Source organism: Candidatus Erwinia haradaeae, assembly GCF_900698925.1.
In the GTDB taxonomy this organism is placed as follows: domain Bacteria; phylum Pseudomonadota; class Gammaproteobacteria; order Enterobacterales; family Enterobacteriaceae; genus Erwinia_E; species Erwinia_E haradaeae_I.
This window is the reverse complement of sequence record NZ_LR217713.1, coordinates 734,669-748,756: the sequence shown is the minus strand read 5'-3', so window position 1 is coordinate 748,756 and position 14,088 is coordinate 734,669. Positions and strand designations below refer to the sequence as shown.

General features: G+C 27.2%; 6 protein-coding genes, 2 tRNA genes and 1 other RNA gene. 7 read left to right on the top strand and 2 right to left on the bottom strand.

From position 1 onward, the window contains the following. Nucleotides 1-1,493: 1,493 nt before the first annotated feature. Nucleotides 1,494-1,590, top strand: an RNA gene (ffs, locus tag HACICURV3402_RS02240) — signal recognition particle sRNA small type. A gap of 682 nt (nucleotides 1,591-2,272) precedes the next feature. Here the strand turns inward: ffs and gshA are convergent. Beyond that, a complete protein-coding gene (gene gshA, locus HACICURV3402_RS02235) occupies nucleotides 2,273-3,799 on the bottom strand; it encodes a glutamate--cysteine ligase (RefSeq protein ID WP_157992709.1) in 1,527 nt (508 codons plus the stop codon). A 1,194-nt stretch (nucleotides 3,800-4,993) separates the two neighbouring features. On the opposite strand from gshA, the gene pssA reads away from it, so the two are divergent. Both pssA and dolP read left to right on the top strand, forming a co-directional pair. After that, nucleotides 4,994-6,352 carry a CDP-diacylglycerol--serine O-phosphatidyltransferase gene (pssA, locus tag HACICURV3402_RS02230; RefSeq protein ID WP_232037516.1) on the top strand — a complete coding sequence of 453 codons (1,359 nt, stop codon included), beginning with the start codon at nucleotides 4,994-4,996 and terminating at the stop codon, nucleotides 6,350-6,352. A gap of 2,085 nt (nucleotides 6,353-8,437) precedes the next feature. Next, nucleotides 8,438-9,010: a division/outer membrane stress-associated lipid-binding lipoprotein gene (dolP, locus tag HACICURV3402_RS02225; protein ID WP_157992708.1), complete on the top strand. Its 573-nt coding sequence runs from the start codon at nucleotides 8,438-8,440 to the stop codon at nucleotides 9,008-9,010. Nucleotides 9,011-9,636: 626 nt separating this feature from the next. Here the strand turns inward: dolP and folE are convergent. Then, nucleotides 9,637-10,302 (bottom strand): GTP cyclohydrolase I FolE, encoded by a 666-nt coding sequence (gene folE, locus HACICURV3402_RS02220; RefSeq protein ID WP_157992707.1) that lies wholly within the window; start codon nucleotides 10,300-10,302, stop codon nucleotides 9,637-9,639. A gap of 440 nt (nucleotides 10,303-10,742) precedes the next feature. On the opposite strand from folE, the gene sdhE reads away from it, so the two are divergent. The 4 genes from sdhE to HACICURV3402_RS02200 all read left to right on the top strand — a co-directional run bounded on the left by sdhE (nucleotide 10,743) and on the right by HACICURV3402_RS02200 (nucleotide 13,907). Continuing rightward, entirely contained in the window at nucleotides 10,743-11,009 is a 267-nt protein-coding gene (sdhE, locus tag HACICURV3402_RS02215) for an FAD assembly factor SdhE (protein ID WP_157992706.1), read from the top strand. A 1,864-nt stretch (nucleotides 11,010-12,873) separates the two neighbouring features. Beyond that, nucleotides 12,874-13,422 carry a CDP-diacylglycerol--glycerol-3-phosphate 3-phosphatidyltransferase gene (pgsA, locus tag HACICURV3402_RS02210; RefSeq protein ID WP_157992705.1) on the top strand — a complete coding sequence of 183 codons (549 nt, stop codon included), beginning with the start codon at nucleotides 12,874-12,876 and terminating at the stop codon, nucleotides 13,420-13,422. 311 nt (nucleotides 13,423-13,733) lie between these two features. Further along, nucleotides 13,734-13,807, top strand: a tRNA-Cys gene (locus HACICURV3402_RS02205). A gap of 14 nt (nucleotides 13,808-13,821) precedes the next feature. Further along, nucleotides 13,822-13,907: transfer RNA gene (locus tag HACICURV3402_RS02200), tRNA-Leu, on the top strand. Nucleotides 13,908-14,088 lie beyond the last annotated feature (181 nt).

Here is a 14,088-nt window from a genome sequence, read left to right as displayed (position 1 = left end):
TAAAATTAAGATATTTTGTTGATTTTTCAATCAGTGTGATTAAGTGTATAGCTTGGAATATAATAAATATTATTATTTCAGAGTTGTCCTTTGATCTGAAAGAGGGTAGTGAATGAGGGTATGCAACTGCAATAATTTTCTAAATAGTTCAAAACTAAATTATTTTTAGATTTTATGTCTTATACTTTTTATCATAGGATCAGTTATATGATTGGATAATCCTAATTATTAGCGATTTTAGTTCTAGTTATATAAATACTCTTGAGTCTTCGTAGTAGTCAGGTCATTAAATCATATGATTCATTCAGTCCAGGTCTATTCATATAGTTACTTTAGTTACTAATAGCATTGTTGACTGAATTTTGATTTATTTAGACCACTTTAGTCTATGATAGTTTTGTATATGTTGGTTTGGTTTGTTGACAGTCTGGCAGTCATAAGATTATAGAATTAATTAAACTCAGGAGATTCTAATATAAGTACATCAAGTTAATTTATGTTTCAGGAGTAGTTTCTAGTACTGTTATTTCTTTTTCTTGGAGTGCTTCACTAAGATTGGTAGTTGTTTGTAAAGCCATATACTTATCAATATCATAAGACAGATATAAGCCTTTAGGTCTAAACCCTATTGATATTAATTATATGATTTGTTTTATTTTATAAATAAAGTACAATTTCTCTATTTTTTGCAGATAGAATTACAGAGAGTAATCAAATTGTTCTGATTAATGTAGGTTTATATGATTAATTATATTTGAGTCATATAATACAATTAATCATTTGGATAGATCAGTGACTCATAAAGAATAATATTATGATTAATGGATCACGTTTTAGTGATACGCTATATAAGTTTGTTGGTTTATCAGCGAAATAGATAAAAATTTTTTAATTTCATCCATTATATTAGTTAAGTATACATTTTTAACTTGATAATAGGTTATTTTAGATTTATTTTGTATAGAATGTCTTTTTATAATAAATCATCAAGAGCTACTGATGTTCAATAATTTTTTTAGTATTGATATAGATTAATATAAATGATAGTTTTACCTTGATTCAGATGTAGATAAGATAACTTATATAACTATGATTATCATACGGACTCTTATTAATTAAGTGCCGAGTTTTTCTTATCCACGCGATACATCTATTATATATTATATATTTATATAATATTTAAAATATATATTTACAATAATGATTGTTAAAGTCGCTTCTCTGAACATAGATAATTGCTTATGTTAGGATTGAATTGAGTTTATTGTTAACCTCTCGTTAGAGATAACTAAGCTAAACTTTTTTTAATATTGTTTTATTAAAAATTTCTTTCTTTTTGGTTTGTAGGTGTATACAATAGAGCATAGGGTGTTATAGAGATAGAAAATAAAGAACTGAAATATAAAGAAGTTATAGTTTTTATTTTTTTAGAAATAACATTATAAATAAATATTTTTATGTATTAAAGATTATTAGTATGTCAATGGGAGAGCCTTTAGTGTACCTACAATGTTAATTTGAGAATTCGGTCAGGTCTGGAAGGAAGCAGCCGTAACAAATAATACATGTGTTGGGATACAGCTAATGCAGCTCTCCCACCTATTTTTAGGAAAAAATTAGATCACTCTAATATTTGATAGATATATTAAAGTGATGTGGATAACTTTGTAGTCTGGATAATAATAAGTAACATGTCTATGTTATTATTTAGGAAAAAATAGTTTTCTCATATGGTTAGTATCTACAAAAGAATTCGAGTGGATAATATATTTTCTTTTTAAGAAAAGCCAGATATGTATGGTTTTTCATTTTTTCTATTTTTGTAAGTAGAATTTAGATATTTTATTTGTATAAAATTACTTTTAATCATATGTCTGTTTGACCCTGACGAGGACAGTTTATGTTGAAATATATTTTTGATTAATACTGTATCTCAATGATCATGAATAATGTAAAAGTTAAAATACTGTGTAAGCTTTGTTTCAATAGATAGTTTATATTTTTTGAGGTGTAGTTTTCTTTTTTAGCATTTTTGATTTTTAACGCTGGTATCAATAAAGTGTGTGAAATAAGTTTTTATGTAAATTTTGTCTGAATTAGTTTTATTTCTTTTTATTCGATTCGCATGTTGGTGTTTCTTAAAATTTTATAATTCTCTTAAAAGCGAATGGTTATTATCACTATTCTTTATATTCTTTATACCCAAACATCTTAAGAATATTTATTGTCTGATTATATATAGATCACTTCTATGATGTTGTAATTGGTTTAATTATATATCATAATTTTCTAGTTTTCTTTGACTAACTCTGGATTGCCTGGCTTCTTCGTCAAATTGATAAATGTCTATAACTTCTAATTTTTCTTTTAAGAACTGAGAGTGATATTTTTTAGCAAGGTCTAATCCAGTTTTCTCTAGACCTTGTTTTTTTAAAATGTGAAGTAAACGGGAAGAATAGGTTAAATCTGGATTATCAAATGCTTTTTGTAAAGCCTGGCATGTCTTTTGGTAAAGAGGTTTTTTACTAGAGTTATCTAAAATTTTTGCTATTAGAATTAGGTCTTGAAGAAGTCTATTTCCTACACGAGAAAGAAGATAGGGCTTATTTTTATGACCTACATGGACTTTTTGTCCAATTTTACGTCCTTCAATGCTTACTAAATTCCAGTTTTTTCGTGCATAATCTAATTCAGTGTTATCTAGTTCAGGAGAGTCTGCTAGGGAGCACCAAATAAGAAAAAGATCAAGAAAGCGTATTTGTTCAGCTGTAATTCCAATTGGTGAGAATGGATTAATATCTAATGATCGTACCTCAACATATTCAATCCCTCGGTATTTCAGTGCGTCAGATGAAACTTCATTTAGATTTGTAAGACATTTAGGGCGTATCGGTATATATAATTCGTCTTCAATTTGTAGTATATTAGTATTGAGTTGTACCCAATTACCTTGTTGATCCTTGATTCCCATTGCCGAAAACTCTTCTGAAGGCGTTTGAGTTGCAGTTTTAATACTAAATATGTAATCTTTCAGATTGTTAAATGTGATAGCTAGTTTTTTGTTATTACGATTAGTATAACCAATCTCACTCATTCGTAGCGAAGTTGCATATGGAAGTGAAAGCATGTCTGGATGGTTATATTCAAATGGTAATTTGAGATGTGTGTCTTGAATTAAAGAAGGAGATACGGCTGGTGAAGCCCCAAAAAGATAAGGAATTACCCATCCTAGTCTATAGTAGTTACGTATTAGACTTAAGTAACCAATAGATATTATTTCTTTTTCATTATTTGTTGTATTAATATTTTTCCAGAGGCGCCAAAAGGATAAAGGTAATGAAAAATTATAATGTATTCCTGCAATAATTTGTATTAATGCACCATATCGATTTTTAAGTCCTTGTCGATACTGGGTTTTCATTTGTCCAAGATATGATGAGCCGTATTGTGCAAGTTTTATATTTGAGCCAGGACATATTCGGCATGGCATGCTGATTGGCCACATCAATTCGTTCTCTAGTTGAGAAGAGACATAACGATGAAGATCACGTAGAAATTGTAGCAAATGATTAATATCTTGATCCACTGGTGTAATGAATTCTAATAATGCTTCTGCAAAATCTGTAGTGATCCAGTTATGTGTTAAAGGAGATCCAAGGTTTTTTGGATGGTCAGTAGTTGCAAGATATCCATCAGGTTTAATGCGCAGGGTTTCTCGCTCAATTCCTCGATTGATTCCCTGAAATACATAAGGATGAGCATTGAGCCAAGATAAAGCTTGTGACAGATCTGGAATCAAATGTGCCTCCAACTTAAAGATAATATGTATATTAAAGAATTATATAGATTATTGTACCGATTGAAGGTAAATGAATCCATGACAGTATTCTATATTTCGTAGATCCATGATGTTGATATGTCTGCATATGCATATTGATGTTAGAGTACAATCATGGTTAGTCTTGTCGTATGCGTTATGAACATGTATGATGAAATTGATAATGTTTAGGATTCTGATTAAATTAAATATCAAAATTGAGTGTGATTGTTTATTGGTTTTTTGAGTTAAGTAATTGCAGAGTATTACGAGATTAGATTATTCAGTCCATGAGAATATGTTTGTGTTATGAGATGATGATATTTCTGTGTTATCTATATTTTTTCCTCTATTTTATTACTTTAGTAAATAATCTATTAGGAAAGTCAATTAGTTATCTTATTTTGATCAATTAGATTAATTGTATATTAATATGTGATGTGGATATTGAAAATATTAAAAATAGGTGAGGATTTATAATCCTCTCTATAATTAAAGGTCATTATGTCTTTATTCTTGAAATTTTTAGTCTTACTGAGCTAGATATTCAGTTTAATTAAGATTTTTTATTATAGTTAATAAAATGAATTTCTAAGAGAGATTGAAGTTTGAGGATAAGAAGTATTTTTTAATATTATTCTATAGATATTAAATGAATTTATTTATTGCATGGATTGTTTTGTTTTTAGAAGTTAATAGAGTGTTCAGAAATGATTAATCATCGAGTTTTTATGATCGACATTTCTTAAGGTTTTAGTTTCTTGTATTAGTAGCAATTAGTTAGTATAATGTAGTTATATTTGCTAAATTTTGATAAACACTATTATTTTACGTAAGAGTGCATTGTGTAGACAAATTAATTCTTATGACATGGTCATGTCGATCGAATGCGAACATTGAAATATTGAGATATTATTGTAAAACAGCAAAATAGAATAATTAATAAACCAATATGTATTATTTTATTAGTACAGAGCGTGTTATGTCATTATATTTTTTTACTGTTATATCGTTATAAGACAGAATATATCTTTTTTTTCTAACAATGATATATCATAAAATTTTGTATAAGAAGGATAAAAAATTTTTGTGTATTAAGGAGAAGGACTAACTTTAGTATTTAGATTTATGGATTATTGCATGAAGATTATTATTTAACTAGGAAAGAAATTTTTTGTGATTGTGTTTAAATTGAAACGAAATAAGTATCAAGAGCATTTTGCAATGCTGCCAAAAATTTCGCAGTCTGTAATGGATTTTATTACATTATTGTCTCCGATTGACTTTCGTAAAACTTTATTAGAACGGATTTGTCAGGCCACAAGACGAGTTTGTATCGTAGCTTTATATTTAGAGAATGATGAAGGTGGTCAGTCTATTTTTTCTGCACTTTATAAAGTTAAAAAACAAAAACCTAATTTAGATGTTAGTGTAGTAGTTGATTGGCATCGCGCTCAGCGTTGTCGTATTGGTAGTACTTCTAGTTTTACTAATGCTGATTGGTATTATGAGATAGCTAGTCAAAATCCTCATATCTCTATTCCTATTTATGGTATTCCTGTTAACACCCGAGAAGCTTTGGGAATCTTACATCTGAAAGGATCAGTTATCGACGATACTGTGTTATATACAGGCGCAAACTTTAATAACATTTATTTACATCAGAATAATCAGTATAGATATGATCGTTATCATATTATTGGCAATCGATTACTAGCTGATACAATGTTTAATTGGATAAGTGTTAATTTATTAAAATCTACAGCCACACAGAGATTAGATCAATACTATCGTCCTCGTAGTTCGCAGATTAAAAATGCAACAAGAAAACTACGTAATGAGTTAAGAAGGTGTCATTATCAATATCTTGGTCATATGATCAGTAATAAGCTATCGGTAACTCCACTTCTTGGATTAGGTAGGCGTAGTTTATTGAATAAAACTATTTATTATCTTATTGTTTCTGTTAAAAGTCATCTTATTATTTGCACTCCTTATTTTAATCTTCCGTCTATTTTAGTACGAAATATCATCTATATTTTACGTCATGGCAGGAAAGTTGAGATTATTGTTGGAGATAAAACTGCGAATGATTTTTATATTCCTGAAAGTCAACCATTTCAGATTATTGGGATTCTGCCTTATTTATATGAGATTAATTTACGCCGATTTTTAAGTCGTTTACAAAATTATATTTATAGAGGACAACTAACAGTACGTATTTGGAAAGATGGGAATAATAGTTATCACCTTAAAGGCTTGTGGGTAGATGATACATGGATGATGATTACTGGGAATAACTTTAATCCACGTGCTTGGTCTCTAGATTTAGAAAATGCAATATTAATTCACGACCCGCTGCAGCAACTTGCAGATCAACGTTTCCGTGAATTAAATATAATTCGTCAAAATACTAAATTCATATATCATGCAAATGATTTGGAGAATATTGTTGATTATCCAGATAAAGCACGGAGATTAATTCTTGGAGTTCGCCGAATGCAGATTGATAGATTGCTTCGACGTATTTTATAGGCATTGATAGTTGTCAAGGGTCGTTCTTTAATAACATTAATCAATAGCGGATTCTTTGATTGAGGAGAAATTATTTTTATAATGTATATTGGCATGAAATAATAAATAATTATTATTAGTTTTTTTTATTTTCATAGTTTTTGTGAAAAAGAATATGAGTGTATGTGATATTGAGATTATAGATAAACTTAGGTTGTTTAAAAAATAAATCTAATATTTCTTTTTTTATTTTTTATGAAATGAGTATTCTATATATATGTTATTATGTCATATCGAGAATAACTTAATATATATATCATATTTCTTGAGATAGTTAATCAATATAGTTTCTTTTATTGATCATGAAACGTAATCTGAATAAAAAAACAGGATGTTCAGTGATAGCGCTAAGGCTTAATATGAAATGAGTGATATTAAAAAATTATAGTATAGATGTAATATATTTATTCACTAATAGTGAGATGTTTTATTTTTTTAGATTTCTGTTGTTGAAGAATTGGATTGATGTTAGATGAAATAATAATAGATATTTTTATACCCGAATATCTACAATAGTGATTAAAAAATTTATTGTATTTGGTGTAATTTTTGAAGAAAAGGTGTAAGAAGAGGTGATATTATATAGAAAATTCTTAATAATTTTATCAGTTGTATAGTAACTAATTTATATCAGAATGTTTATAATATATATTTGATTCTGAACTAAAGAATGATAAATATATAGTAATATTCTGACTAGGTGATCAAGGAAAATACATATTTTCTATTACATAGTTATATGTAAAAAAAGCAAGCATGCTCATATTTTTTTGTTATTTGTATAATTGGTAATCCTTAACTTATGAATAATTCTTATTATATCTATATAAATAAAATTAGTAATTAGATTTTAATAAAAGGCTAGTATCACTATACGACTAATTTTATTATATATTTGGGAGTGCCTTCTTCTTAATCATTCTACTGAATTAGTGAGATAGATCTAATAATTCATTAAAAATCGCTTTATAATATGATTTTTTTATATATTTAATATGAATATATATATTATATTAGGCTGTTCAATGATGGTATACATGCATGATTATTGTGTAGATTCTTATCATCTTAGTAGCTGGAGAGAATTTAAATATATATTGCAGTATATGATTACAAATAAGTTATATATCATTAATATTTTAATTACATAATATTAAAATAATATTTTAAGTTATTAGGCTGGGTGCAGAAAGAGATAAGTGATAAGTAGTAAGCAGAACAATTTTATTGTATTGTTTAATGATGTATAATATATATATTTTATTTTTTATTTTTTATGTAGTAGGATTTTAAATAAATCGACGTTTTTGTTAAATAAATTTTTTTCTAATTATAAGATCAAGGTTTTATATCTTGTGATCATAGGGTATTCATGGAATATTATTATGATTGTAAAATCATCAACATTAATGAATATAAGTAGAATCAGTATCTTTTATTTATGTCAATAATAAAATTATTTTATGTAATTCGATATGGATCAGGTTTTGTAAAATCAAGTATGTTTAATAGTAGATATTAAGGTGTAAAGAGTACCAGTAAGTATGTCACTTAACGTTAAGTTATATTGGTTTTAATAATGTTTTAGATCGCCTTTTATTTATATAATATTGTGACTTAATGCAGTGCTATATTATATTCTAACAAGTACCATACCATAGTTTCTATCGTTACGTTATTTGAGATGTGTATTATTAATACAATACTTATTGTAAGAATTAAGTATTGTATACTACTAAAATTTGGAGCTATTTTAGTAGATGTTAGCTGTTTTTAGAAAAACAATATTCTATTATTGATATTAAAATATTAGTTAATTGTCATAATATTCTATAATTTTTGAAATAGATTAATTAAGTGAGGTTCGGTATTTTCTAATTAATTATAAGTATTTGTAGATGATAGTTTTGTCTTAGAAAAGGATAAAAATTACTATTTTTAAAGTATTAACTGGAAGTTAATGTAGTCATATATGTATTGTTAATTATCTTTATCTAATAAATAAAAAAGCTTGTTTTGTAGGATTTATTTCAAAGGAGTGTGCATATGAAGGTAGTATCTTTTTTGGTATTAATGTGTAACTTGTGTATGTTACAAGGGTGTGCAGCTGCATTAGTTACAAGCACCGCAGTAGCAGCTCAGGTTGTTACTGATCCACGAACTACAGGTACTCAAGTAGATGATCAAATTTTAGAATATCGGGTAACTAAGGCGTTGCGTAAAGACCAAAAGATACATAAAATGACAAATATTGCAGCTACTTGTTATCAGGGAATGGTACTATTAACCGGTCAAGCTCTTGACACTCAGTTGGTTCAGCATGCCAAAGAGATTGCTATGAGTGTTAAAGGTACTACTTCAGTCTACAATGCAATTCGTACAAAAAAAAATGTAAGTTTAGGTACCGCTTCGTTTGACGCTTGGATTAGCACTAAAGTTCGTTCACAATTTTTGAGTAATAAAAAGGTTAAGTTTTCACACGTTAAAGTTCATACTGAATCTAGTGAAGTGTTTTTATTAGGCTTAGTTACCAAAGAGGAGGCAAGAATATTGGTAGATATTGCCGAGCATGTACACGGTGTGCAGAATGTAACCACAATATTTACTATTGTACATTAATTTATGATCTCATGGTATTTTGTTTCTGATCTATATTAATTAGATTATTATAAAATTTAGGAGATATCGTTATGTGATTTATACTGAATTATTTTGAATATTTAATAATATGATTAATATCTTATCATATTCTTTTTATATAAATTTATTAATAGATTGTTTTAATTAATATCACTTTTGTTGAACACAACGCGTTTTCTTGAAGAAAGACATAGGTTTTCTCTAAGAAGTTAAATTATATTTATAAGGCTGATATATCTTAATAAATAGATAGTGGAGTGTATTTGATTGGGTAAATTAAATCATTAATGCTCTTTTTAAGAGAGATATATAAATTTTTAAGGCTGTGAAGCATGTCAGTATTAATTCATAATGTAAATATAGATGAGTTTATATTCTTACATAAGTTTTATGTTATTAAAATACAATAAGTTATATTAATAGTTATTGTCATTTACGTTAAAGGTTATAACCTTGATTTGATGATATAAATATGTAATATTACGTTTAACTTTAGATTATCGTCAGGATTCTATTATAAGTATTTTATTAATATTTTATTTTTTAAGTTTTTGATTATTCTATTGTGTAACTATAAATAAATATAATTAGTTATTGTATTATTATTAATTATTACTTAATAATTGTAGAAATTCTTGTCGGGTTTGCGTATTAGATTTGAATAAGCCTCCTAACGAGGTTGTTGTGGTTGTCGTTGCTTTATCACGCACGCCACGGGCTTTAACACAATAATGTCTTGCTTGAATTGATACTGCTACATTACAAGTATTTAGAAGTATTTGTAATGCAACTAGGATTTGCTGAATCAATCTCTCTTGTAATTGGGGTCGAGAGGAAAAAAAATGTACGATACGATTAATTTTAGATAATCCAATAACTGTATTTTGTGGAATATAAGCTACAGTAGCTTTACCGTCAATCATCATGAAATGATGTTCGCATGTACTAGTTAAGGAAATATTACGTATTATAACTATTTCATCAATTTTCATGTTATTTTTAAGTAATGTAATTTTAGGAAAGTTTGCGTAGTTTAGGCCGGAAAAGATTTCATCTACATACATGTTAGCTATACGTTGTGGCGTTTCCATCAAACTATGGTCTTGTATATCAAGACTCATAACTTCTAGAATTTTCGTTATATAATGAGAAATTAATGTCTTACGAGCATGTTTATCTATGTTAGAATGTGATTCTTTTAATGGGGTTTCTAGATTAAGTTCTAGTAAAGCTGTATGCACGAGCTTAGCTTCTGCACTTATCATTGACATCTATTATTTTCTCCGGAAATGATTTAGTGTCTTGTTAATAAAACAATCTAATGGGATGTTCTTTAATGGGAAATAGATGAGTATGAGTTATTTCACTTAGAGAAGTTATAGCTAAATGTATGAATTTAAAAAAATAATTAATATTATATGATCAAGGTTTTCATGGGTATTATTTTTATTTATGTATATCATAAAATCTATGCAAATCAGAATTATGGCTAAAGTTAGTTCTATTGTATAAAATTGCTATATCCGATTAGGATTTTTACACATGTAAGAATTAGGAGATGTAGATATTTAATTATTTCTATACTAAAGTGAGATTATTATAGCATGAATTGAGGATATTCAATTATTTTATGAAGTGTGTAATAATTTTATAAAGAATTTTTCCACATTAATAGAATAGCATGATTATTATTTAATCGAGAGTATGTTATATGGATATTAAAAATAAATCGCGAATTTATTGGGCATGTCGTCGTGGCATGAGAGAACTTGACTTATTGATTATGCCTTTTTTTCAGCATGATTTCGATTTTTTGAGTAAAAATGATCAAAAGATATTTCTTCGTTTATTGCAGAGTAATGATCCAGATTTATTAAATTGGTTAATGCATTATGAAGTACCAGAAGATACTGATCTACAAAGAATAGTATCCATAATTCAACAGAGAAATCAAACGCGCGAGTTTGTTATAGGGTAAGTGATATTTGAGTCATATTATTATCTTTTTTGACAGAGGTGTTTTATTTATTTCTTTTAAAGAGAAATGCTGCAGATTAAGATGGCATAAATGAATTAGTGTGCTTTATCTTAAAAGATAATCTACTAAGAATGGTTTTTTATAGTTTAATGATTGGATTTATGAGAAATTTATGCAAAAAAGTCATTATTCATAACAATGACATCACTATAGGTCAAATCTTATTTTTAAGTGCTAAAATTTTATTTTTTTATTGATGTCGTATTTATTTTTTATAGTGGCATATTTTGTATAAAACTATTTTTAATATTTTAATTTTATTTAAATCGTATTGTACTAAAATTTTTTAGTAATTTATACTAATTTAGTAATTTTTATAATTAAAAATGATACATTTCTTATATTCTTAGATTAGAAAATTGAGAGAATTCCACTCTATTTTATTTGATAAGAAATTATATAAGAGTAAGATAACATATATTTTATTTTTCCGAGAGACAACGACTTATTATAGAATAAGATTTAATTGGTAAATCTATGGATTGTACTCAAAATATCTCACTGTAGTATGATTCAGAGTAAAGTTCATTTAATTATCACATTATCTATTGCTTTCTGAATGACAAGTACTTAATGAATAGATTGAGTAGTTTTTAATGAGACTAATTTTATGCATCCTTTTAGTGAGTTGTAATATTTATCAGATATATCATTCTTATATCATGATTGGATCCTGTTTACTTGATTGATTTTTTCATATATTTATATAGCGTATGGAGCTCTTAAAGCGCTGAATATGGTTAGTTATTTAAGTATTGTATAATGAATCCTGATACTATTTAGTTTAATAGTTTTCATGATACACCAAACTTTACATTAATTCAGTTGAGAGTAGTAGCTGAAGAATGTTCTATTCTATGTCTGGATTGATAAAATAAAAGGATAAAAGATCCGATCTGATAGGTGTAATGTGTAAAGAATAGTCTTACGGAATTCGTTATTAGATAGTAGATATATTATTAATAATAATATTCATTTTGTATTTTTACTTACTGGACTCAGATGTATTTAAAAAAAAGCTGATTGTATTTAGCTTAATTTAGATTGTTTAATATTACTCACTATTTGTATATTTATATTCTGCATACTTTTTATGTAAATCGGAGCAATATCAATAATATTTTTATATTGTTCTATAATTTTTAATTTTTTAAAGTAATTAAAGTAATCATATCTTATTTATTTCATATATTTTCTAGTTAATACTCATATCTATATGAGTTTTAAGAAAAAATAAGATAATATTGACTTTTAACTAAGTGTAAGTCACAAGTGCTTTAAAAAAGATATACTTCGTTTATGACGATATTGCTATCGGAACTACTAGAGTCTATCGTAGTCCATTTTATTTATATCTACGTTAGAGATAAAATGATTTAATATTTTTTATTTTAGGCTATTAATTCATGCCATATCCTATATCATAAACTATATATTAGTGTTGTGATGGGGTTTAAAAAAATAGATTTAGAAGTCTGTGAACAAGAAAAAGGTTGAAATAGTTGATTATCAGAATGACTAGTATGAGGTATATTTTTTGTTTTTAATTAGAGTATGAAGTGTACCTTTTCTCTAAGATAATGAAGATGATCTCTTCTCATAGTTAATAAAAACAAGAAAAGTGCATGTTTGATAAACAAGAGGTTGTGGTAGATATCATTATAGTTAAAGTTTATCATTATATTAAGATATATACGTAGGATTGGATAGGGGATTTGCATAATGTAAGATTATTATCTGTACTTTTGAGACCAGTCTGATAATAATTAGTTTTATCAAGAACAGTTAGCACGTTAGCATAATTATGCCATTTAATATTCCAATCTTACTTACTTTATGTCGTATAGGGCTTATTCCATTTTTTGTATTTGTTTTTTACTTACCATGTCGTTGGGCTCCATTAGTATGTGCATTGATTTTTGTATTTGCATCTATTACTGATTGGTTCGATGGTTTTTTAGCGCGTCGATGGAAACAAACTACGCGATTTGGAGAGTTTCTGGATCCAGTAGCAGATAAAATTATGGTAACCATTGCATTAGTATTAGTAGTTGAATATTTTCATTCTTGGTTAATTACGCTACCAGCTTTATCAATAATTGCGAGGGAAATTATTATTTCTGCTTTGCGTGAGTGGATGGCAGGCCGAGGAAAAAGTAGTAGTGTTTCAGTATTATGGATAGGCAAGATCAAAACTACTGTACAAATGTTAGCGTTATTCGCATTACTTTGGCGTCCAGATGGTATGGTTGAAAGAATTGGAATCGCGGCATTATATATTTCCACAATGTTAACAGTTTGGTCAATGTTTCAATATTTAAATTCTGCACGTAGTAATTTATTTGAACATTAATAAATATTATAGATATGTAGAAAAAGGTATTTTTTATAGAAAATTATATTGACTTTATCTTCTATTTGAGTTATTAATTTTAAATTAATTGATTTTTTATAACTGTATAGAATAAAATTAGAAAATGTAAAAGTATAAGTCATGCTTTTATGATATAATAAAATTATACGTTATTTCTTAAATTAAGCATGAGACGGTGAATACTAGCTTGTGGAATTTTAGTTTTTTATTTTTTGTTGTATTTTATGCAGTTTAGATCGATTTTAATCAATTTTTAAACTTAATAAGTTGATTTTATTGGTAAAATGTAAGGCGCGTTGGCAGAATGGTTATGCTGCGGATTGCAAATCCGCCTACCTCGGTTCAACTCCGGGACGCGCCTCCACTATGTAATTTTAAGCCCGGGTGGTGAAATTGGTAGACACAAGGGATTTAAAATCCCTCGGCTTATAGCTGTGCGGGTTCAAGTCCCGCTCCGGGTACCATTTGAGACGTTACTGCAAGAAGACATTTTATTTACATATTGATTTTTTGTTTTTTTTACATTTTATATATATGAGTTATGAACTCATTTCCTATGTATATGGTTTAATTTTTTAGTTTTAAGATATTCATTTAGTAGTTCTAATAGTGGATGAAACTTGAATATTATATGTATATTGCAGT